The 21,994-nt window shown below is 40.8% G+C and carries 25 protein-coding genes, 3 tRNA genes and 1 riboswitch; of the genes, 8 read left to right on the top strand and 20 right to left on the bottom strand.

Features of this window, described 5'->3' with window-relative positions; genetic code table 11:
* The 5 genes from QL998_RS17565 to QL998_RS17585 form a co-directional block, all read right to left on the bottom strand.
* The coding region (locus QL998_RS17565) for a transposase domain-containing protein (protein WP_182198119.1) at nt 1–154 on the bottom strand (154 nt) is incomplete at its 3' end.
* A gap of 135 nt (nt 155–289) precedes the next feature.
* The gene (gene dusA / locus QL998_RS17570) at nt 290–1,273 is read right to left on the bottom strand and encodes a tRNA dihydrouridine(20/20a) synthase DusA (RefSeq protein ID WP_290193177.1); all 984 of its coding nucleotides are present in this window, start codon (nt 1,271–1,273) and stop codon (nt 290–292) included.
* A gap of 308 nt (nt 1,274–1,581) precedes the next feature.
* Nucleotides 1,582–1,914 (bottom strand): hypothetical protein, encoded by a 333-nt coding sequence (locus QL998_RS17575; protein ID WP_170071674.1) that lies wholly within the window; start codon nt 1,912–1,914, stop codon nt 1,582–1,584.
* A 70-nt stretch (nt 1,915–1,984) separates the two neighbouring features.
* Nucleotides 1,985–2,278: an ADP-ribosyl-(dinitrogen reductase) hydrolase gene (locus QL998_RS17580; RefSeq protein WP_170071673.1), complete on the bottom strand. Its 294-nt coding sequence runs from the start codon at nt 2,276–2,278 to the stop codon at nt 1,985–1,987.
* 264 nt (nt 2,279–2,542) lie between these two features.
* Nucleotides 2,543–3,163 carry a MarC family protein gene (locus tag QL998_RS17585; protein ID WP_007580269.1) on the bottom strand — a complete coding sequence of 207 codons (621 nt, stop codon included), beginning with the start codon at nt 3,161–3,163 and terminating at the stop codon, nt 2,543–2,545.
* A gap of 95 nt (nt 3,164–3,258) precedes the next feature.
* Between QL998_RS17585 and QL998_RS17590 the strand changes: the two genes are divergently transcribed.
* The 3 genes from QL998_RS17590 to QL998_RS17600 all read left to right on the top strand — a co-directional run bounded on the left by QL998_RS17590 (nt 3,259) and on the right by QL998_RS17600 (nt 4,664).
* On the top strand, nt 3,259–3,696 hold the full coding sequence (locus tag QL998_RS17590) for a transcriptional repressor (protein ID WP_007580267.1): 438 nt from the start codon (nt 3,259–3,261) through the stop codon (nt 3,694–3,696).
* A 75-nt stretch (nt 3,697–3,771) separates the two neighbouring features.
* The gene (locus QL998_RS17595) at nt 3,772–4,239 is read left to right on the top strand and encodes a chemotaxis protein CheX (RefSeq protein WP_007580265.1); all 468 of its coding nucleotides are present in this window, start codon (nt 3,772–3,774) and stop codon (nt 4,237–4,239) included.
* Nucleotides 4,236–4,664, top strand: a complete 429-nt coding sequence (locus tag QL998_RS17600; protein ID WP_010554254.1) for a secondary thiamine-phosphate synthase enzyme YjbQ — start codon at nt 4,236–4,238, stop codon at nt 4,662–4,664. The genes QL998_RS17595 and QL998_RS17600 overlap by 4 nt, the downstream gene beginning before the upstream one ends.
* Before the next feature lie 231 nt (nt 4,665–4,895).
* Here the strand turns inward: QL998_RS17600 and QL998_RS17605 are convergent.
* The 4 genes from QL998_RS17605 to orn form a co-directional block, all read right to left on the bottom strand.
* Nucleotides 4,896–4,971 (bottom strand) — tRNA-Gly (locus QL998_RS17605).
* Between the two features lie 120 nt (nt 4,972–5,091).
* A tRNA-Gly gene (locus QL998_RS17610) sits at nt 5,092–5,167 on the bottom strand.
* A 96-nt stretch (nt 5,168–5,263) separates the two neighbouring features.
* Nucleotides 5,264–5,339, bottom strand: a tRNA-Gly gene (locus QL998_RS17615).
* A 198-nt stretch (nt 5,340–5,537) separates the two neighbouring features.
* Nucleotides 5,538–6,083 (bottom strand): oligoribonuclease, encoded by a 546-nt coding sequence (gene orn, locus QL998_RS17620; protein ID WP_007585019.1) that lies wholly within the window; start codon nt 6,081–6,083, stop codon nt 5,538–5,540.
* Nucleotides 6,084–6,204: 121 nt separating this feature from the next.
* On the opposite strand from orn, the gene rsgA reads away from it, so the two are divergent.
* Nucleotides 6,205–7,263, top strand: a complete 1,059-nt coding sequence (gene rsgA, locus QL998_RS17625; RefSeq protein WP_010554253.1) for a small ribosomal subunit biogenesis GTPase RsgA — start codon at nt 6,205–6,207, stop codon at nt 7,261–7,263.
* Between the two features lie 15 nt (nt 7,264–7,278).
* On the top strand, nt 7,279–8,145 hold the full coding sequence (gene asd / locus QL998_RS17630) for an archaetidylserine decarboxylase (RefSeq protein WP_004336058.1): 867 nt from the start codon (nt 7,279–7,281) through the stop codon (nt 8,143–8,145).
* Nucleotides 8,146–8,535: 390 nt separating this feature from the next.
* Here the strand turns inward: asd and QL998_RS17635 are convergent, their stop codons facing one another.
* The 8 genes from QL998_RS17635 to QL998_RS17670 form a co-directional block, all read right to left on the bottom strand.
* Nucleotides 8,536–9,285, bottom strand: a complete 750-nt coding sequence (locus tag QL998_RS17635; protein WP_290193178.1) for a HesA/MoeB/ThiF family protein — start codon at nt 9,283–9,285, stop codon at nt 8,536–8,538.
* 20 nt (nt 9,286–9,305) lie between these two features.
* The gene (thiE, locus tag QL998_RS17640; protein ID WP_290193179.1) at nt 9,306–10,841 is read right to left on the bottom strand and encodes a thiamine phosphate synthase; all 1,536 of its coding nucleotides are present in this window, start codon (nt 10,839–10,841) and stop codon (nt 9,306–9,308) included.
* A gap of 10 nt (nt 10,842–10,851) precedes the next feature.
* On the bottom strand, nt 10,852–11,643 hold the full coding sequence (locus tag QL998_RS17645; protein ID WP_290193180.1) for a thiazole synthase: 792 nt from the start codon (nt 11,641–11,643) through the stop codon (nt 10,852–10,854).
* A gap of 5 nt (nt 11,644–11,648) precedes the next feature.
* Nucleotides 11,649–11,843 carry a sulfur carrier protein ThiS gene (gene thiS, locus QL998_RS17650; RefSeq protein WP_290193181.1) on the bottom strand — a complete coding sequence of 65 codons (195 nt, stop codon included), beginning with the start codon at nt 11,841–11,843 and terminating at the stop codon, nt 11,649–11,651.
* A 7-nt stretch (nt 11,844–11,850) separates the two neighbouring features.
* Nucleotides 11,851–12,861, bottom strand: a complete 1,011-nt coding sequence (locus tag QL998_RS17655) for an FAD-dependent oxidoreductase (RefSeq protein ID WP_290193182.1) — start codon at nt 12,859–12,861, stop codon at nt 11,851–11,853.
* A gap of 128 nt (nt 12,862–12,989) precedes the next feature.
* Complete coding sequence (gene thiC, locus QL998_RS17660; RefSeq protein ID WP_290193183.1) at nt 12,990–14,942, bottom strand: phosphomethylpyrimidine synthase ThiC; 1,953 nt, start codon at nt 14,940–14,942, stop codon at nt 12,990–12,992.
* A 143-nt stretch (nt 14,943–15,085) separates the two neighbouring features.
* Nucleotides 15,086–15,200, bottom strand: a riboswitch (TPP riboswitch).
* A 107-nt stretch (nt 15,201–15,307) separates the two neighbouring features.
* A complete protein-coding gene (locus QL998_RS17665) occupies nt 15,308–15,706 on the bottom strand; it encodes an META domain-containing protein (RefSeq protein WP_010555269.1) in 399 nt (132 codons plus the stop codon).
* A gap of 126 nt (nt 15,707–15,832) precedes the next feature.
* Nucleotides 15,833–16,231 (bottom strand): acyl-CoA thioesterase, encoded by a 399-nt coding sequence (locus QL998_RS17670; RefSeq protein WP_010555268.1) that lies wholly within the window; start codon nt 16,229–16,231, stop codon nt 15,833–15,835.
* Between the two features lie 84 nt (nt 16,232–16,315).
* Here QL998_RS17670 and QL998_RS17675 point away from each other — a divergent pair, with 84 nt between their 5' ends.
* Nucleotides 16,316–18,433, top strand: coding sequence for a TonB-dependent receptor (locus QL998_RS17675; RefSeq protein ID WP_290193184.1), 2,118 nt, complete (start codon nt 16,316–16,318; stop codon nt 18,431–18,433).
* A gap of 184 nt (nt 18,434–18,617) precedes the next feature.
* Here the strand turns inward: QL998_RS17675 and epmA are convergent, their stop codons facing one another.
* Together epmA and efp are read right to left on the bottom strand one after the other, a co-directional pair.
* Nucleotides 18,618–19,592, bottom strand: a complete 975-nt coding sequence (gene epmA, locus QL998_RS17680; protein WP_290193185.1) for an elongation factor P--(R)-beta-lysine ligase — start codon at nt 19,590–19,592, stop codon at nt 18,618–18,620.
* A 56-nt stretch (nt 19,593–19,648) separates the two neighbouring features.
* A complete protein-coding gene (efp, locus tag QL998_RS17685; RefSeq protein WP_024596699.1) occupies nt 19,649–20,215 on the bottom strand; it encodes an elongation factor P in 567 nt (188 codons plus the stop codon).
* 41 nt (nt 20,216–20,256) lie between these two features.
* Here efp and epmB point away from each other — a divergent pair, with 41 nt between their 5' ends.
* The gene (gene epmB, locus QL998_RS17690; RefSeq protein WP_290193186.1) at nt 20,257–21,270 is read left to right on the top strand and encodes an EF-P beta-lysylation protein EpmB; all 1,014 of its coding nucleotides are present in this window, start codon (nt 20,257–20,259) and stop codon (nt 21,268–21,270) included.
* On the opposite strand, the gene QL998_RS17695 is transcribed toward epmB, so the two are convergent.
* Nucleotides 21,267–21,476 (bottom strand): hypothetical protein, encoded by a 210-nt coding sequence (locus QL998_RS17695; protein WP_002960797.1) that lies wholly within the window; start codon nt 21,474–21,476, stop codon nt 21,267–21,269. The two genes, epmB and QL998_RS17695, sit on opposite strands and share 4 nt — an antisense overlap.
* Nucleotides 21,477–21,547: 71 nt before the next feature.
* Between QL998_RS17695 and QL998_RS17700 the strand changes: the two genes are divergently transcribed.
* Nucleotides 21,548–21,838, top strand: coding sequence for a hypothetical protein (locus QL998_RS17700; protein WP_002960798.1), 291 nt, complete (start codon nt 21,548–21,550; stop codon nt 21,836–21,838).
* The last annotated feature ends 156 nt before the right edge of the window (nt 21,839–21,994 follow it).

A 21,994-nucleotide genomic window follows, 5' to 3' on the forward strand; every position in this document is an offset into this window, starting at 1 on the left:
CAAGCTCAGCAGGTAACTTACGTTTGCGAATACTTGCTTTATCGGTCTGCTCGAGCACATTAGAAATCCACTCAAGAGGGATATGTTTCTGAAATGTAGATAAAGAGTCAGGAGTGGCGAATATATCCGTATCAAGTAACCAATGACTAAGCATAAAAATACCCTCATAATCAAAAGATGATAAGGGTATTGTGAAGCAACCAAAAGATCGGTCAACCGATCAAAAATACCTTAACTGATCGGTGTTAACTCGAAAGTGGCTAAAATTTAGAATTTTTAAAGCTTAGCTTTATTCTGGTACAAAGCTTAATGCTTTATCCATTACCGATAAATCAGCTTGCTTACCGTGACCACTTTCAGAAAGATGGCGTCTAAAACCTCGCGCACCAGGCTGCCCCTGAAAAATACCGAGCATGTGACGTGCAATATGCCAAAAATTAGCACCCAAACGCATTTCTTCTTCAATGTAGCTGTACATTGAGCGCACTACGTCGTGGCGTGATTGTGTGTTTGCAGCATCACCATAAATTTTCTCATCAACGTCATTGAGCATAAATGGGTTACTGTAAGCTTCACGCCCAATCATTACACCATCAATATGTTGTAGATGTTCTAGGCTCTGCTCAATTGTTTTAACGCCGCCATTTAGGCTTAAGTCTAGCTGCGGATAATCTTTTTTAAGTTGATAAACACGTGGGTAATCAAGCGGTGGGACTTCACGATTTTCTTTCGGGCTTAAACCATTAAGCCATGCTTTACGAGCATGAATAATAAAATCATCACATCCTACTTTATGAGACGCTTCAATAAGCGCACATAAAAACTCATACGAATCTTGCTCATCAATACCAATACGCGTTTTAACAGTTACAGGAATACTTACTTCGTTTTTCATTGCTGCAACACAGTCCGCAACTAATTGAGGCTCAGCCATTAAGCATGCGCCAAATCGACCATTTTGAACTCTGTCTGACGGGCAACCTACATTTAAATTTATTTCGTCATAACCACGCTCACCTGCGAGCTTTGCACATTGCGCAAGCGCTTTAGGATCAGAGCCACCAAGTTGCAGTGCAACTGGGCCTTCGTGTTTATTAAAATGTAAGTAGTCGCCTCGACCAAATAAAATAGCCCCTGTGGTTATCATTTCAGTATAAAGCACAGTATGTTTAGTCATTTTGCGATGAAAAGTACGACAATGGCGATCAGTCCAATCAAGCATTGGTGCAACAGACATTCTACGAAAGCTTGTTTTTACTGGTTCCCCAGACATTAGAACACCTCCAAGGGTTTCTTCGTTCATAAAATTGCTGCTCCGAGTTGCTTTTAACTGCCTTGAATTACCTAGATGGTGGCCCTATAGGCACCCTCGCAGAGTAGGACAGATCAATAACTTACATAAATATGTGAGTTGATAATAAAAATATAAAAGTAGGCGAGGGATTATACACAAACGGACTGGGGAAATGCAGTATATCTAGCGTTATATTTGATTTGGTTTGAAAAAATAAGTTAACAATCAACAGCTCATAACAGCTATAAAAAAAACCCGCTAGATAGCGGGCTTTTTTATTAGTTCTCTTAGCCGCAAGCCTGCTTTGGCTCTGAGCTACTCTCATCATCAGGGCTGTTCGTTAGCTGAGAAGCTTGCTCTCGTAAAAGCTGCTTTTTCTCTGAGTCTGCGAATCTTTTGAGAACTTGTCGAATTAATGGTTGATAACCGATTCCATTTAATTGACCGATCATTTTTAAATCTTCAATTAGTGTTTTCTGTAAGCGAATTGAAATCATTTGTAATGCTAAAGATTCATTAATGAAATCTTCATTTAACTCAACCGCAACCGCATGGTTTTCATCACAACCTAATGTTCTACTTTCCCATGCTTCTGATGTACTTTCTATTTTATCTACCATGATTTATACCTCTTTTAAGAGTAATCCGTTACTTTTCATCCATCCTATAATAAATTTTTAGGCTTACTATTTATGCCTTTTCATTATAGATTTTAATTTCAGCGGAATTTGCTTCATACGCTGTTTTTATTACTACATCACCTGTATCTTGAAAGGCAATAAATACCACTTTAAGGCACCTTCCAGCATCTGTTGTACCAATAAACCAAAGTGTTGGGGGATTACTTTTATGGTCAGCTCTATCATCCATCAAGTATTTTGAACCAACCTCCCTAGATGAGAAGCATTCAATTATCTCACTCTCAGTTACAGAATGCTTAGTAGCTAATTTATGCCGTACGGATGTTGAAATTTGTAATCCCATAAAAATCCTTTTTTATATTATAGGAGATAATTTTACAACTTTGTATATACAATAGCAATACAATTAAAAAGGGTATCAGTTAATCTGAACTCCTCAGAAAAGAACCCTAAATTTCTTAATGCTACAGGATAGTTGCCAGTCTTATGTATTTAAAGTCACTGTTCTCTTTTGAGAACTTTAAATCTATTGAATTATCAACCTCAGGTCATTAAGCACAGCTTAAAAGGCGCTGCATTTTACACAAAAGCCTGGCAGGCATCAATGTTAAGAGAATACCTGCAAGCCAAAATAATGGGCTATGCCATTTAAAATATTGGTAACCGCAACCGAGCTTAAAATAAGCCCCATAATTCTACTTATTATACTTGCACCACTATCACCAATTAATCTATGTACGTGCGTTGCAAGCAGCAATAAAACCAGTACAACCGCTAATACAGCAAGCATCATTGAAGACGTTAGTAACTGCTCAACCCAGGTATATTCTTCATTGCGGGTCATTAATACAGCACCTAACATAGCGCCAGGGCTCGCGATAGACGGAATCGCAAGCGGAAAAATAGCGGTTTCAGTGCTGTCGCGTACACTTTTAATTTCGGCTTCAGGCTTACTTTCACCAAATATCATTGAAAGCGCAAAAATAAGTAATATGATACCGCCGGCTATTTGAAAAGCCGAAAGTGGAATTTCAATTGCGTTAAGTAATTGCTCACCTGCGAGTACAAAAAATAAGAGCACTAATGCAGATACACCTACCGCTTTAAATATAACTTTACGTTTAAATTTCTCATCATCACCACGTGTGACTGCAATAAATACAGGTACAGTGCCAATGGGGTCAATAACCGCAAAAAAGAAAATAAATATAGCCAATAGTTCGTGCATTACTGGGTTTCCTAGGTAAAAAGCGCTTAATAAAAACGCTGCAACTACAACACAGTATGTTAGTATATCACGGTAGCATAAGGATAAGAGTAATGATGAATATAGAATCACTCGTAAGTAAAGCAAAACAAGTTTGTGACAACCGTGGTGCGCGTTTTACGCCTATCCGCGAGAAAGTATTTCGCCTATTAGCCAGCGCACAAGGTGGTGTTGGTGCATACGATTTGCTTGAGCAATTAAAAGTAACTGAAACAGGTGCTAAACCTGCAACTATTTATCGTGCATTAGACTTTTTAGCTGAACTAGGTTTTATTCATAAAATTGAAAGCACAAATGCATTTATGCTGTGCCATCATTTTGATCATATTCACCCGGTACAATTATTAATTTGCGATACATGTGGCTTTGTTAAAGAATTACACTCGAGTGTAATTTCGCATGAGCTTAATAATCTAGCTGCCGAAGGTGGCTTTGTCGTATCAGGTCAAACAATAGAAGCACATGGTAAATGTGAATCTTGCAGAGCATCATAATCCTTCAAAGTTATCCTTAGTGACTATACTCAAACTATATAGTCATTTCACAGAACAAATTTAAGAGTAGCCACTATGAATGTAGAATTCATCAATCCTTTTTTATCTTCTTTAATTAATGTTTTAAGCACTATGGCTCAAACTCAATTGAAGCCGGGTAAACCTCGCATTAAAACTGATGAGATAGCCTGTGGTGATGTATCAGGTTTGATTGGTATGGTTGGCCCGCAAACGCGAGGATCATTTTCAATTACATTTGATGAAGGATTAGCATTAACCATCATGGAGCGTATGCTTGGCGAACGCCCTGATACCATAGATGAAGAAGTTACCGATATGGTTGGCGAAATAACCAACATGGTAACTGGTGGTGCTAAAAATTTACTTGGCGAGAAAGGCTTCGACTTTGATATGGCAACGCCTATTGTGGTATCGGGTAAAGGTCATACAATTACTCATAAAAGCCAAGGTAAAAAAATCATCATGCCATTTAGTTGTGATGCTGGTAATGCAAACATTGAAGTTAGCTTCGATAAACTATGAGTTGGCAGCAAAAGCAAATTACATTAAAGCCTCGCCAGCGAGGTTTTCATATAATTGATGACGAAATATTATCTCAACTTCCTGAACTGGCGAGTTACAAAATAGGCTTATTACATTTATTTATTCAGCATACCTCAGCGAGCCTTACAATAAACGAAAATGCAGATCCCACTGTTCGTATGGACATGGAAAGCCATTTCAATAAATTCGTTCCTGAGCGTCAACCTTATTATCGCCACGATTATGAAGGTGACGACGACATGCCTGCACACATAAAAACCAGTACGTTAGGCTGCGAGCTAAGTATTCCTATTTCAAATGGTTATTTAGCGTTAGGTACATGGCAAGGCATTTATTTAGGTGAACATCGTGATTCTGGTGGCTCTAGACGAGTTATAGCAACTATTCAAGGGGAGCTATTTTAACAAAATCTTCAGGTTTCAAAGTATTAGCTCTTCTGTACCTCACTCATACCTCATAACTTCAAAGTACGACACCTTTCTTGTGGCGCTGAGCTCGCGCGAAGCGATAGCTTCTAACAACCAAAACTTCAATGCTGAATATTGCACATAGAATAAAGTAGATAAGAGAGATTTTAAATTATAATTTTATTTATGATTTTTAATATAGAAAATTTTGAAAGAATATAAAAAGATTGGAGCGGTACACGAGGCTCGAACTCGTGACCTCGACCTTGGCAAGGTCGCGCTCTACCAACTGAGCTAGTACCGCATTTTTATTTCTTTAGTTATTTTACGCTTAAGCGCGACAGGTCGCGTTCAACATTCTAGCAACTGAGCTAGTACCGTATAACTAAATTTACTATCACTACAATTTCTTTTGGTTAGAAATTGGAGCGGTACACGAGGCTCGAACTCGTGACCTCGACCTTGGCAAGGTCGCGCTCTACCAACTGAGCTAGTACCGCATTTTTCAGTTATTTTATTGATGCGCAATAAATTGCGTTCAACATCCTAGCAACTGAGCTAGCTTTTATTCACTTCAATTTCTTTTGGTTAGAAATTGGAGCGGTACACGAGGCTCGAACTCGTGACCTCGACCTTGGCAAGGTCGCGCTCTACCAACTGAGCTAGTACCGCATTTTCACTTCTTCAGTTATTTTACGTTGGTGCGCGACGGGTCGCGTTCAACATTCTAGCAACTGAGCTAGTACCGCATTTTAATTATGGATGTAAAACGACCACAATAAAAACAACTCAAACACACTAACCCCGCGTGGGTTATCGTCTTGAGCGGGGCAGGATTCTACAATAATCCGATGTGTTTGCAAGTGTTTTTTACAAATTAAAGAAATTTTCTCTATAGACTTTTAATTCCATAATCGAATCTTTAATGTCATCCAAAGCAAGGTGTGAGCCTTTTTTGTTCACTTTTGCAAGCACTTCGGGTTTCCAGCGACGTGCTAATTCTTTAATAGTACTCACATCAAGATTTCTGTAATGAAAGAAGTCTTCAAGCTCGCGCATATATTTATTCATAAAGCGGCGGTCTTGACCAATTGAATTACCACACATTGGCGAAGTGCCTGCTGGTACCCACTGCTTTAAAAACGCTAAAGTTTGCTCTACAGCATAGGCTTCATCAAAAGTACTTGCTTTGCAGCGTGCTGTTAAACCCGACTTACCATGTTGAGTAGTACACCACTCGTCCATGCCATTTAGTAATTCATCACTTTGATGAATAGCGATAGTTGGCCCTTCGGCTAATATATTCAGGTCTGCGTCAGTGACAACCGTCGCAATTTCGAGTATTTTATCGGTCTCTGGTTCGAGCCCTGTCATTTCAAGATCGAGCCAAATTAAATTTGATTTATTAATAGTCATAATTACCTAAGCGGTGCTTTCCTTTAGATCCAACGCATTTCGATATATCATATTAGCATCAACCGTCGAGCTAAAGCTTTTTTTAGGAAAAGCGACATTTAACTAAGGTTATAGGCCTCCAGTGGCAAAACAAAAAAAATTAAGTAAAGGCCAATCGCGTCAGATCAAGGCCAATCACCAAAAGCGCATTAATAGCGCAGACTCAAGACCGGCTAAAAAAGGGGCGCAAGAATGGCAAACCGATAACTTAGGTCAGGTCGAGAGCGCAATTGTGATCAGTCGTTTTGGCCAACACGCCGATGTCGAAACTGAAAATGGCGATGTACTTCGCTGTAATATACGCCGTACTGTGTCTAATTTAGTATGTGGTGATGAAGTATTGTTTCGCCGTGCCAAAGTAAGTGAGGGTGATTTAGCCGGTGTAATTGAAGCCACGCAAGAGCGTCGCTCGCAACTTACCCGCCCTGACTTTTACGACGGTGTAAAAGTAATCGCAGCAAACATTGACCAAATACTCATGGTATCGGCTGTATTACCCGAATTTACACCCAGTATTATCGACCGTTATTTAATAGCCTGTGAAGATATGGGCATTGAGCCAATTTTAGTGCTCAATAAAACCGATTTAATTGACGAAGCGGGCCTTAACGAAATACAAAAAGTTCTCGATATCTATCGTAAACTTGATTACCAAGTACTTCTTGTTAGTAATATATCAGGCGATGGTATTGATAAATTAAAAGAAGTACTTGTTGATAAAAATAATATTTTTGTTGGCCAAAGTGGTGTGGGTAAATCAACCCTCGTTAATACTGTATTGCCTAACGCTGAAATATTAACTAAAGAAGTATCTGAAAACAGCGGCCTCGGCCAGCACACAACGACAGTTTCGCGACTTCACCATTTACCAAGTGGCGGTAACCTAATCGACTCGCCAGGTATTCGTGAGTTTGGTTTATGGCATTTAGATGTTGAGCGTGTAACGTGGTGCTTTAAAGAGTTTAGAGAATTTATAGGCGGGTGCCGCTTTAGAGACTGTAAACATTTAAACGATCCGGGTTGCATCGTTAAAGAAGCAGTAGCCGATGGAAGAATTTCTCAATTGCGCTTTGACAGCTACCACCGAATTTTAGAAACAATGGCCGATGGCCGTGCAGGCGCCCGTGCGCCTCGCGTATAATTTAGGAAAAATACTGTGAGTTTAGACAAATTTAAAATCGCAATGCAGTACGCAATGCCAAAACATTTTATTTCACGCGTAGTCGGCAAATTAGCTGCTGCAAAAGCGGGTGCTTTAACAACGACTTTAATTAAACTATTTATTAAACAGTATAAAGTAGATATGAGCGAAGCCCAATACCCAGATCCGGCTCATTATAAAAGCTTTAATGAATTTTTTACTCGCCCTTTAAAAGACGGCATGCGCCCAATGGTAGAAGATAGCAATATCATCATTCATCCAGTGGATGGCGCAATCAGCCAGCTAGGCGATATTGTTGACGGACAGCTAATACAAGCTAAAGGCCACGATTACAGCTTACAAGCGCTACTAGGCGGCTCACAAGATGATACAACACCATTTTTAGGCGGTAAGTTTGCCACTATTTATTTAGCACCTAAAGATTACCACCGTATTCATATGCCAATTGATGGCACACTAAGCAAAATGATTTACGTGCCAGGTGATTTATTTTCAGTAAACCCACTTACAGCGCAAAACGTGCCTAACTTGTTTGCACGTAACGAACGGGTAGTCGCAATTTTTGAAACTGAAATTGGTCCGCTTGCAATGGTACTTGTTGGCGCAACAATTGTAGCCAGCATAGAAACTATTTGGGCAGGCACTGTCACGCCACCAGCAGGTAGCGATGTATTTAGTTGGAAATACCCAACCACTGGCGATAACGCTATCACGCTTAAAAAGGGTGAAGAGATGGGTCGCTTTAAATTAGGCTCTACTGTGGTACTTGCATGGGGTGCTGATAAAGCTGAAATATTGGACGATCAACTACCTGAAGTGGTTACTCGCTTAGGTACTGCGTTTGCAAAAATTAACGACTAAAATAAATCGTTAATTCGAAATTAAAAAAACCGCGTTTAATTAACGCGGTTTTTTATTTTTGAAGGGGTAAAGCCTGCACACGCGTAAAGCGCCGCTTTTAATATTTATAACTGATAACTATTAATTGGCTTCTCTAAAGCGAAGCGCCCTCTTAACCTCTTTGTGAATAAATCACTTAAGATCTTATTGCACTAAGAGAAGCAAAAGAGGAGTAAATGAGAAGATATCTGGCATAGAAATTACGAGCTTTGCTCGTCACGCCAGAAAGCTGTGCATCAACAAGCTTGGTGCAGAAGTTTGATATGTTGGCGTGAAGCTTGCTCACGCGAAAAGCGCAGATTTTAGTTTCTTAAAGCCACATGTAATAACAGGCACAAGCCCCTTCAAAACCTATTTTCCACACTCTTTACACTCTGAATCTTTAATCACTTTAAAGTGCTGCTGCTTTAAAGTAAGCGCATCAAACGTTATAAATACACTGCCACTTAAATGACCTAGTAATAAGTTGAGCGTAAGTTGAGCCTGCATAGAGCCTATTACACCAAGTAGCGGGCTAATCACCCCTGCGTTACTGCAATTTATAACTGCTATAGCTTCGCTTTGTGGAAAAACACAGCCATAACACGGGCTATTACTTTGCCTAAAATCAAAGCCCATTAACTGCCCTTTGGTTGCGAGTGCAGCACCCGAAATTAACGGTGTTTTATTAGTAATACAATAACGATTAACACTATAGCGAGTACTAAAGTTATCAGAGCAATCAAGTACTATATCAGCCCCTTTTAGAATATTAGTGGCGTTACTCTCATCTAACTTTTGGCAATGCGTTACTATGTTTATTTTATTATTCAGGCTCGCTAATACTTTACCCGCTGCAGCGACCTTGCTTTGTCCTAAGTGATTTATTTTATAAAGCACTTGGCGCTGTAAGTTTGAAAGCTCGACCTCGTCATCGTCAATTAAAATAAGCGTTCCAACACCCGCAGCGGCTAAATATAAAAGTGCTGGGCTACCTAAACCACCAGCCCCCACTACTGCAACCGTTGAGGATTTAAGTGCTAATTGCCCTTCAAGCCCAACTTCTTCAAGCAACAAATGGCGGCTATAACGCAGGGTTTCTTTATCGCTTAGCTCACTCACGTTTATCAGCCTTGTTAGTTTTAATTGGCACTGCTTATGGCCACTTGCAGAGCGCTTATAGCCTCTACGTAATTATCAGCTTCGGTAATCGCACGCACTACGGCAACACTACCCACGCCAGTTTTCGCTACCTGCTTTGCACGGCTTAAATCAATACCGCCTATTGCCACTGTTGGGTAGTTTTGCATAAGTGGTACAAATTTAATGAGCTTTTCAAGACCTTGTATTTGCCCTGTCATGTCTTTTGTTGTAGTTGGGTAAATAGCACCAAATGCCATATAACTAGGGCGATAATTATGCGCACGTAGCATTTCATAAAAACCATGAGTAGAAAGCCCAAGCCTTAACCCAGCGTCTTTAATAGCGGCTAAATTAGCAATCTCTAAATCCTCTTGCCCTAAATGCACACCATACGCACCATGCTTAATAGCTAGCTGCCAGTAATCGTTTATAAATACCTGTGCGTTGTATTGCTTGCCCAGCTCAACGGCTTGCTTAATGAGCCCATCAAGCTCATCTTGGGTTTTATTCTTAACGCGCAGCTGAGCTGTTTTAATGCCTTGTTGTAAGCACTTTTCTAGCCAATCGGTACTATCTACAACTGCATATAAGCCAAGCGATTTACTTTCGCAAGGTGCAAAATCAGCAGCCATATTAAAATCAAGCGGCACATCAAAATCAAGCTCATCACCCAGCCAGCTCCCCGGTTCAATCACTTGTGGGTAATCAGCTAAATTAGTGGGAAACGATGTATGAGCAACCGGTCCAATCCCTTCGCCATAGCGTACCGACTGTTTTAGCCCTTGGTTTATATAGGCTTTAGCTAAAATAAAGGCATCTTTTAATGGATAGTCTTTAGCTAAACATGCAGCAATTACCGAAGCCATACTGCATCCGGTGCCGTGGTTATGCGGGGTTTGTATTTTTTGATTACCTAACCAATATTCTTCGCCATTTTGTGTATTACTATCAATACAATAATCAATGCAGTAGCCACTTGGGTAATCCCAATGTCCGCCTTTAATAACAACGGCTTTTGCACCCCAGCTTAATAGCTTATTAGCCGCTTCTTTTATTGCAGCCGGGCCAATTAAATACACACCGGTTAATAACTGTGTTTCATGGGTGTTTGGGGTTATTACATCCACCAGCGGCAGTAAACATTCTTTTATTGCACTTACCGTGTCCTCTTCTGTTAGTAAGTCACCGCTTGAGGCAATCGCAACAGGGTCATATACAATAACGGGAGGCACAGGCCACTTAGCTTTATAATGACTTATATGTTCGCTGATCAACTGAATTTGCTGCACATTGGCTAACATGCCAATTTTTATTACTTTGGCTTTCATGTCTTTTTCAAGCGCAAGTAACTGCGATTCAATAATATCGGTAGACACCGCATTAATAGCTTCTACGCCTAAACTATTTTGTGCAGTAAGCGCCGTAATTGCCGTGCAGCCATGTACACCAAAACTTTGCATTGCTTTTATATCTGCTTGAATACCTGCACCGCCGCCCGAATCAGATCCGGCAATTGTCCACACTACGTTATTCATATTTTTTCCTTCACTGCTGATGCCAAAATGGCATACCCATTGTTGGAGTTGATGGGGCTGCAACGTCTTTTTCAGGCATTGCTTTTGCTTGATATGCAAAGCGCCCTGCTTCAACTGCGGCTTTAAATGCTCGGCTCATAGTAATTGGGCAGCCCGCCCCTGCAATGGCTGAATTTAATAATACCGCATCATACCCCATTTCGAGTGCTTGGCAGGCATGCGATGGCAAACCTAAACCTGCATCTACTATTAATGTGGTATCGGGTAAGCGCTCTCGAATAGTTTTTAAATTATAGCTATTTAACAAGCCTTTACCGGTGCCTATTGGCGCTCCCCACGGCATAAGCACCTCACACCCTAGCTCATTTAAGCGCTGGCAAAGTACTAAGTCATCGGTGCAATAAGGCAATACTTTAAAGCCATCATTAATCAATATTTTTGTGGCTTCAAGTAGCGTAAAAGGGTCTGGTTGTAAATTGTAATCATCGCCAATCAGCTCCAGCTTAATCCAGTCGGTGGCAAATACCTCTCGGCACATTTTTGCAAGCGTTATCGCTTCTTTAACACTGTGGCACCCTGCGGTATTAGGCAGTATTTTTAAGCCTGTATTTTTTATTAACTGCCAAAAGTCATCACCTGCTGCTGCACTTTGTTGGCGCCTAAGCGACACGGTTACAATTTCAGCCCCTGAGGCGACTATCGATTGGGTCATAATGTTGGGCGACGGATAAAGCGCAGAGCCTATTAATAAACGGCTATTTACTTGCTCACCATAAATAGTTAAACAGTCTTTAGTTTGCATGAGCTTTATCCGCCTTGAATGGGTGACAGCAACTCAACACTGTCGCCTTCATTAAGTACATAGTTACTGTGCTGACTTTGTGGAATAAATTCGCCATTAACAGCCACAGCAAAAGGCGCAACTGCACCAAAGCTTTGAAGTACCTCAACGAGTGCTTTGCTATTAACATTAAGTAGCTCGCCATTAATTGTAATGTTCATTTTATTCTCACTCTATTCGTGAAACTACTTGCGCCACTAATGCCGGCGCCAGCATATAACCATGACGATATAAGCCGTTAATGCTAATTACATTGCCAACTTGTGATACTTCTGGGCGGTTATCGCTAAATGCAGGGCGTAATCCGGCTTGAATATTAAGTAGTCGTGCTTCGGCAAATCCGCTGTGTACGGTATAAGCCGCTGAAAGTAACTCAAGAGTTGATCGCACTGTAGCAGCGCCGCTATCTTGCGATTCTATTTCGGTCGCACCAATTACATATTCATGATTAGGTTTAGGCGCTATATAAATTGGGTAACGCGGATGCATTAAACGCACAGGTCGCGTTAAACTCACTTCAGGTGCGTATAACCTTGCTACTTCGCCACGCACACCTCTAAGCGGTTTATCATCTTGGGTATTTTTAGCACCAAGCCCACGGCAATCAATAATATAATCGAATGGTCGATTGTTTATTTTGTTGTCGCCAATGGTTACGCGCTGGTTAAATACAAACTTTACTTTGCGTTTGTTGAGCTGTGCAAAGCTGGCTTTATAAAATGCTTGGTTATCAATTTGCCCTTCACAGGGTAAAAATAAGCCTTGGTTAAAACGCCCAGCAAGTTCAGGTTCAAGCATTGTAATTTGTTGAGCATTTATATGCTCGGCAGTGTGATCAGCTAGCGGTTTTATACGCTGTGCAAAGCTTTGTAAATCGCCTTTGTCCTGCTGATGCGCAATGACCAAAGTGCCTTGCTGCTGAAAAAAAACCTCACTTTCAAGCTCGGCAATAATGCTGGGCCAGCGCTTCATTGAATCAAGACCCATTAAAGCTAAATCAGCCTCGCACAATACCGACTCTGCAAGCGGGGCAAGCATTGCTGCTGCCACTTTACCTGCGCTATTTTGAGTATGCTCGTCATCTGCTTCAAAAACAGTTACATGGTGCTGTTTGCTCAGCGTAAGGGCAGCTAACCTGCCCGCTAAACCAAACCCAACCACCGCAATGTTATAAGACACGAAAACCTCCAAAGCAGTTATTAGTAATATAAGTAGATGAGAATTTACTTCGCGCCTCTAAAATCAATTAAAAAGCGAGGCATAAAATCTCATCTATCATTTATATCTAACTTCTAGCGATAATTACTTTATACCGCTTTATGGTAAATCTCTGAGCCTGTTTGCTTAAACTCAGCTGACTTAGCTTTCATTTCGGCTTCTACATCAACCATTTTTATTTCAATAGCGTCGCCAGCGTTATTAGGATCAATACCACGTGTTTCTAAATCTTTAGCGTAATCGCGTACTTCTTGGCTAATTTTCATAGAGCAAAATTTAGGACCACACATAGAGCAAAAGTGAGCCACTTTGCCTGATTCTTGCGGAAGGGTTTCGTCGTGATACTCACGAGCACGCTCTGGATCTAAACCAATATTAAATTGATCATGCCATCTAAACTCAAAACGTGCTTTTGATAGCGCGTTATCGCGCTCTTGCGCGCCTGGGTGCCCCTTTGCTAAATCGGCGGCGTGCGCTGCAATTTTGTAGGTAATTAAGCCTTCTTTAACATCTTCTTTATTTGGCAGACCTAAATGCTCTTTAGGTGTTACATAACACAGCATTGCACAGCCGTACCATGCTATTTGGGCCGCCCCAATACCTGAGGTGATATGATCGTACCCTGGTGCAATATCTGTCGTTAGCGGGCCTAAAGTATAAAAAGGCGCTTCGTCGCAATGCTCTAATTGCTCGTCCATATTGGCTTTAATCATGTGCATTGGCACATGCCCTGGGCCTTCAATAAATACTTGTACGTCGTGCTTCCACGCAATTTTAGTCAGTTCACCTAATGTGCGCAGCTCACTAAACTGCGCTTCATCGTTGGCATCAGCAATAGAACCAGGTCGAAGTCCATCACCGAGTGAAAAACACACATCGTATTGTTTTAAAATTTCACAAATATCTTCAAAGTGCGTGTATAAAAAGTTTTCTTTATGATGCGCTAAACACCACTTAGCCATAATTGAGCCACCGCGCGACACAATACCGGTTACACGTTTAGCCGTCATTGGTACGTAGCGAAGCAGTACACCGGCGTGAATAGTAAAGTAATCAACGCCCTGCTCGGCTTGCTCTATAAGCGTATCGCGGAAAATCTCCCACGTTAAATCCTCAGCCACACCGTTTACTTTTTCAAGCGCTTGATAAATCGGTACTGTGCCAATAGGTACAGGCGAGTTACGTACAACCCATTCGCGGGTTTCGTGAATGTAACGTCCCGTTGATAAGTCCATCACGGTGTCTGCGCCCCAGCGGGTAGACCACACCATTTTCTCTACTTCTTCTTCAATAGATGAGCTAACCGACGAGTTACCAATGTTGGCGTTAACTTTTACTAAAAAGTTACGACCTACAATCATAGGCTCTGTTTCGGGATGGTTTATATTATTTGGTAAAATAGCGCGACCACGGGCTATTTCATCGCGTACAAATTCTGGGGTAATAAATTCAGGAATACTCGCACCAAACGACTCGCCTTTATGCTGCGCCGCAAGTAATTCTTTACGAATTTCTGCACGTCCCATATTTTCACGAACAGCTACGTATTCCATTTCAGGGGTAATAATCCCTTGGCGTGCGTAGTGCATTTGCGTTACGTTTTTTCCTGTTTTACCACGGCGAATTTTTGGCAAGTGATCAAAGCGAATATGATCTAACCCTTCATCTGCCATGCGCTGCTGCGAAAACTGCGACGTCACTGATTCTAAAATTTCGGTGTCACCACGGTTTTCAATCCATTGTTCACGAAACTTTGGTAAGCCTTTGCGCACGTCTAGTTCAAAATTAGGATCGGTATACGGGCCCGACGTATCGTAAACACGAAGCGGATCGTTTGACTCATAAACAGGGTTTTCATCTGTACCGCCAATAAACGTATCACTTAACGTAATTTCACGCATACCAACACGCACACCAGGTTGAGTGCCTTCAACGTATACTTTATGAGAATTTGGAAACGGTTGACCCGTTAAGTTATAAATATATTCAGACGCGGCAGCACGGGTTTCTCGGCGTGACGCTTTATTTGTAGTATTTGACATGACTTGCCTCATTGCTTAAGGGTTGTCTTGTCAGATATTCCGAGGAATAGAGAAAGATCGTAAAGTAGCGTACATGCTACTTTGCAGCCTAAAATAAACAAAATCACTTTATTGTGCGCATAAAAAAAGACGCACAAGCGTCCCATTTTAGGCAGCTTGTTCCCTACGCAGGTATTAACCTGATCAGGTTCACGGATCCCGCTTTCGCGATCTCAGCCACAAACTAATTACTTAGCTTTGGCACTCCGACAAGTATTGATATATAAATTCTGTTCGTTGATTTGAAGGTATTACCCAACAAATCTGCACTGAGTGTACGTCAGTTAAAAACTGCCCGCAAGGGGCTGTTTTTCAAAAACTTAAAATTATTTAGGGATAAACACAAATGTTTGCTCGCCTTGCATGACTAATTGCTGGTCTTGCATTTTAAGCTCGGCACCTTGCTTTAAGGCTTGTAATAACTGCTGCTCAAACTCATCAAGGTCTTCGCCGCACGACTTGCGCGTCATTCCTAATTTACTTACGGTAAGGTTACTTTCTTCAAGCGAGCCCTCACCAAAAAATTTGTTACAGCCAGCAAAACCGTTTACTTGCAGTGCTTCAATAAAGCTCATTGATGCATTAAACGAAGGTGGAATTGCTAAACCATCAACACGTGATAATTGCCATTGGGTGTATTTAAGCTGCTCACTGGTAACCGTCCCTGTTGATGCGCAACCAACACATAAACCGACTATAAGCATCGGTATTGCTGCTAATTTCATGCTACTACTAACTAATTGTCTAATTAATGTAATTGTAACAATATTTATGCCCTTTATCCGTTAAAAATGCATGTTTTAAATGTAAATTTTTGTTCTATGATAGTTCAAAAGTTATGCGATTAAGTACTAAGTTGTAGTTTTAAATACGTTATCTATTTGCTCTGGTAAAAACGGTCTACCTTTTTCATTAACAGACGTTCCTATAACCAGTGCATTGAGCATTACTTTTTCATCGCTTTTACGTATAACCGTTTGCTTAAACGCAAATTTTAAACGACTAATACGCTGCGGCTCCACAGCCACATAAAATTCATCACCTGGTAATAGTGAATGTTTATAGTCCATTTCGCTGCGCATCACGACTAGGTTAATTTTATCTTTCGCTAATTGAGCAAAATCAATACCGTGTGCGTACAAAAATTCATGGCGAGCATGCTCTAAATAATTAAAATAAACACTGTTATTTACGATACCTTGTAAGTCACATTCGTAATCACGTACCTTGAAGTCAACTTTAAATGTCATATTAGTAATCCTGATTATTTAACGTATAATTGCCGCGTTTATAGCACATGTGTTTAAATAATTGCTACCATACGAGTCCCTAAAATGGAGTTAAGTAACCCAATGAACTTACGTTTGTCTTTAATTACTGCCGCACTTTTACCGCTGCTTGGTGCACCAATTGCAGCTAACGCTGATGATAGCGACCTAGAAAGAATTGTTGTAACCGGCGATTTTCAGCGCGAAAGCATTCAAACTTTAAGCGCGAGTGCGAGCTTATTCAGCGAAGATGAAATTAATCAACGTGGTGCAAGTTACTTAGACGAAGTGTTAGGCAGTGCCGCCAATGTAAATTTTGCTTCTGGTGCGTCGCGCGGTCGTTATATTCAAATTCGTGGCGTGGGACTTCGTTCACAATTTGTAGATCCTATTAATCCATCTGTAGGCTTAGTTATTGATGGTATTAATTATTCTGGCCTTGGTGGCAGCTCATTATTATTTGATATAGACCAAGTAGAAATTTACCGTGGTCCACAAGGTACACGCTTTGGCGCAGACGGCATGGCCGGTATGATCCAAATGGGTTCAGCTAAAGCCACAAGCGATCCAAGCTTAAAATTACAAGTAGGTGCTGGCACATACAACACCCGCGAAGCAGGTATTGCAGCAAGCACAGGCTTAACAGATGACACTAGCGCACGCGTTAGCTACTTTCGTAGAAAGTCAGACGGTTACGTAGATAACCTGTACTTAAATGACGAAACACAAAATCAAGACGAGCAAGTAGCGCGTTTTAAATTAAACAGCCAGCTTACAAAGCATTTAAATACTGAGTTAAACCTTCACTATATTGACATAAACAATGGTTACGATGCGTTTACGCTTGATAACAGCCGCAATAGTGTTGCCGATGAACCAGGGCAAGATAATCAACAAAGCTACGCAATAGGTGTTAATAATACTTACACGGGTTTTGACGCTTTTGATGTAAATCTAAACCTGTCGGCTATCGATACCGAATTACTTTACAGCTTTGACGAAGACTGGGTATGTAACGATACAAGTGAGCCAAAGTTATGTGCTGCTGGCTTACATCCAGATGGATACAGCTCAACTGATTTATACAGCCGCGATCGCGACGATCAGTCTGTAGATTTACAGTTTAATTCTAAAACGGGTAACTGGGTTGCGGGTATTTATTACCAAAACCGTGACGTTGATTTAGAGCGCCAATACACATGGTTAGCAAGCCCGTTTTCTTCAACTTACGAAACGAGTAACGTTGCAGTATATGGTCAAGTAGCGACTCCAATTGGCCCTAAAACAACATTAATTACAGGTTTACGTGTAGAGCAATACCAAGGCGACTACACCGATAGCAATGGCTTTATACAAGACACCGACGACGTAATGGTTGGCGGTAAAATAGCACTTGAATATCAAGTGATTGATCGCACTATGATCTACACCAGCATTACGCGTGGCTACAAAGCTGGCGGTATTAACTCAGAAGCGCTTGCTAAAGCTAAAGATGAAGGCTTAAACCTAAGCGCTGATTTTTTCCAGCAACACACCAGTTTCGACCCTGAATATTTATGGAGTGGCGAATTTGGTGTTAAAGGCTCATCGCTTGATGACAAATTTACGCTTCGCTTAGCTGCATTTTACATGCACCGCGACGATATTCAGTTAAAAGCATGGCAAGTAGAAGGTCAGCAATTTACCGGTTATGTTGATAACGCAAGTTCTGGTAGCAACTACGGATTAGAAGTTGAAGGTAGTTACCAACTAACTGATAATCTATTTTTAACGGGTAGTGCTGGTTACTTAAACACTGAAATAGATGACTTTGTAACGCAGTCTGGCTTAAACCAAGACGGTCGTGAGCAAGCACAGTCACCTAAATACCAGTATGCGTTTACTGCTCGCTATAACTTTACAAGTGAGCTTTACGGTATGATTGGTGTTGAAGGTAAGGACGACTACTACTTCTCAGATAGTCATAACTCACAGGCACCAAGCAGCAACTTAGTTAACTTAAGCTTTGGTTACGAAGCAGACATGTGGGCAGTTCGCGCGTGGGCTCGTAACGTGTTTGACGAGACAGTCCCTACACGTGGTTTTGAGTTTGGTAACGATCCACAAGATGGTTACACAACGCATACCTACACACAATTAGGTGAGCCTCGTGTTGCAGGTGTTACGTTTACACTTAATCTGTAAAGCACAGCCGTTGGCTTTCAAATGAAAGCTACAGCAAGCAAATAAAAACACCGCGTTTAATTTAAACGCGGTGTTTTTATTTGTAGGTGAGGTTTTATACCTCGCTTTTTTATAAAGTTAAATTACACGAGCGCGAAATAAATTCGCACCTACAAATATTACACCTACGCCTACAGGCTAAGCATTACGCTCTTTGCACATCAAACGCTATTACGTCTTTAATTTTTTCTTTATTTGTTGCGAGCATTACCAACCTATCAATCCCTAAAGCAACCCCTGCGCACTGTGGTAATCCATGCTCCAGCGCTTTAATTAAACGCGTATCCATTGGCACTTGCTTTAAACCGTTTTCAGCGCGATATGCGTTATCTTCATTAAAACGTTTAGCTTGCTCGCTGGCATTTGTGAGTTCGTTAAAGCCATTCGCCAATTCCATATTTTTATAATAAAGCTCAAAGCGCCCTGCTACGCGTGTATCGTGTTCACAAATTTGTGCAAGTGCCGCTTGAGAAGCTGGAAAGTGATACACAAAACATGGCTTATCTTGTCCTATTGTGGGCTCCACTTTCATACAAAATAATAATTGCAGTAAAGTATCTTTATGCGTTTCATTTTGGGCTATATCAGCAAACCCATGCTCACACGCTAGTTGCTTTAATTGCTCTATGTTCGCTGTTAGCGGATTGATCCCAAGTGCTTGTTCAAACGCTTGCTGATAAGTAAGCCTTGTTGCCGGCTCAACATCTAAAACAAGCCGCATTAGTTCATCCATTTCATCCATAAGTGCAAATTCATCAAAGCCTGGGCGATACCATTCAAGCATTGTAAATTCGGGATTGTGATGACTACCTGCTTCTTCATTTCTAAATGCTTTACAAAGCTGAAAAATAGCGCCTGAGCCTGCTGCTAACAAGCGTTTCATAGCAAACTCTGGAGATGTTTGTAAAAAAAGAGGAAGCCCACCTGCGTGCCCTGGACCTACAAATGTGGTGTTAAAACTGGCCAAATGCACATCGGTTACACTGGCACTGCTTAAGCTAGGAGTTTCTACTTCCATTACATTACGCGTATAAAAAAACTCACGAATGTTACGTAATATTGCTGCACGTTGTTTTAGTGTTTCAATGCTTGCGCTTGGGGCCCAAAGATCTGCTGACATATTTTCTCCAAAAAAAATCCCAGCTTAAGCTGGGATTTTATAAACAATGTTAAAGCTTACTTAACACGGCTTACGTATTCACCGTTACGAGTGTCTACTTTAATTACTTCGCCAATTTGTACAAATAATGGAACTCGTACTACAGCGCCTGTGCTAAGCGTTGCTGGTTTACCACCAGTACCCGCTGTATCACCCTTAAGGCCAGGATCTGTTTCAGTGATCTCAAGCTCAACAAAGTTTGGTGGTGTAACAGCAATAGGGCTGCCGTTCCATAATGTAATTGTACATAAATCATTTTCAACTAACCATTTAACTGCATCGCCTAGTGCTTTTTCGTCAGCGGCAATTTGCTCAAATGTTTCGTTGTTCATGAAATGCCAAAATTCGCCGTCTGTGTATAGATACGCTAAATCTGTATCCATTACATCAGCACCTTCAACTGATTCACCCGATTTAAAGGTTTTTTCAAGCACCTTACCAGAGATAAGTTTACGGATACGAACACGGTTGAACGCCTGGCCTTTACCAGGTTTTACCATTTCATTTTCTAAGATACTGCAAGGCTCGCCGTCCATCATAATTTTTAGGCCGCCCTTGAACTCGTTGGTGCTATAATTCGCCATCGTTTCCTCTATTTATATTTTTTCGAGTAATCTACATGCCAATGATACAAAGAAATGAAGCAAATTTGCATAAAAACTGGCAAAAAGAATTAGCAAATGTAGTTACCTGCCCAAAAACCTTGCTTGAAATGGTCGGTTTATCGAGCCAAGTCCATGAAAACGACCTAAAAGCCCGCAGTTTATTTCCGGTACGCGTGCCTATCCCTTTTATAAAAAAAATACGCAAAGGCGATCCAAACGATCCTCTTTTATTGCAAGTCATGCCACGCCATCAAGAATTTTTAACTAAGTCGGGTTTTAATAAAGATCCCCTACTTGAGCAAGACAACGAACAACCCGGCCTTTTACATAAGTATAAATCACGTGTTTTAGTAATGTTTAAAACCGGCTGTGCAGTCAATTGTCGTTACTGCTTTAGAAGGCATTTTCCGTATCAAGAAAACCAACTTAATAAAAAAAGCCTGCTTGAAACACTAAGCTACATAAAATCTGATGCCAATATAAACGAAGTGATTTTAAGTGGTGGCGATCCGCTCATGGCCAAAGACGATGCAATAAGTTGGTTTTTAGATGAGCTTGAGCAATTACCACAAATTAAACGAATGCGAATTCATAGTCGTTTACCAGTAGTTATACCCACGCGGGTAACCGATGAGCTATGTGAGCGATTAGCAAAATCGCCATTAAAAATTATTTTTATTAATCACATAAACCACGCCAACGAAATAGACGCTGACTTTAAAGCAGCTATGCAAAAGCTTAAACAAGCAAACGTAACGCTTTTAAACCAAGCTGTAATTTTAAAAGATGTGAACGATACGCTCAATGCGCAAATAAATTTAAGCGAAGCGTTATTTGACGCAGACGTATTACCGTATTATTTGTATTTGCTCGATAAAGTTGAAGGGGCCAGCCACTTTGATATTAACGAAGAAGACGCTATAAAAATAATGGCAGAGCTATTAAAAGCCCTGCCTGGATTTTTAGTGCCTAAATTAGTGAGAGAAATAGGTGGTCAAAAAAGCAAAACACCTATCGATCTTAAGCTAATTTAAACATATATATTTACGTTGTTACCCAATGATGCAGTTACCGACTTAGCCGGTGTTTGTGCACTTGACGATTGTGCAGCACCTTCAATAAGTGCAAGTGCTGCTGCGCCATCTGCTAGTTGCTGCTTTTTAGATAAAGCAGCGCTATAAAGCTCACTGCCTTGGCCTGAGCCAGAAACAGCGGGTAAACTTGTGCCTGATATATTCATATAACAAACCTGACTTTTAAATGTAATCCAAGTATTATGTCGGCCATGCAGTACAAAGCTTTAGGAAAACCATGGATTCAATTATTGAACAACTCAATACTAATTTAAAAATTGTTTATCGTCAGGCGCTTGATGCCGACAAAAAACTCGATGAACTACAACAGCAAGGCCATGGCAAATTTAAAGCCTTATTTGCACAAGATGCTGGTTTTAGCTTTGAAGCTAAACGTTTTAAGCCTTACGTACTCGACGTAGCCGCTGACGTTGAAAGCTTATCTAACGATGGTTTTGATGAAGAAAAACTTAAAACAACCGTTATTAAGTTACAACAAATACTCACGCTGTTAGCTACTTTTAAGTAAAGCTTAAAAATAAAAATGCCGCTATTTAGCTGTCTCTTATACACAAATCCCTGCTAAGAAATTAGCGGGGATTTTTTTGAACTAAATCTCAATGTCATGATCAGATCTTCAAATCTTGTTTGAGGGCACATTATGATTAACGAACATACTCATTGG

This window comes from Pseudoalteromonas sp. APC 3691, from assembly GCF_030408135.1.
Taxonomy (GTDB): Bacteria; Pseudomonadota; Gammaproteobacteria; order Enterobacterales; family Alteromonadaceae; genus Pseudoalteromonas.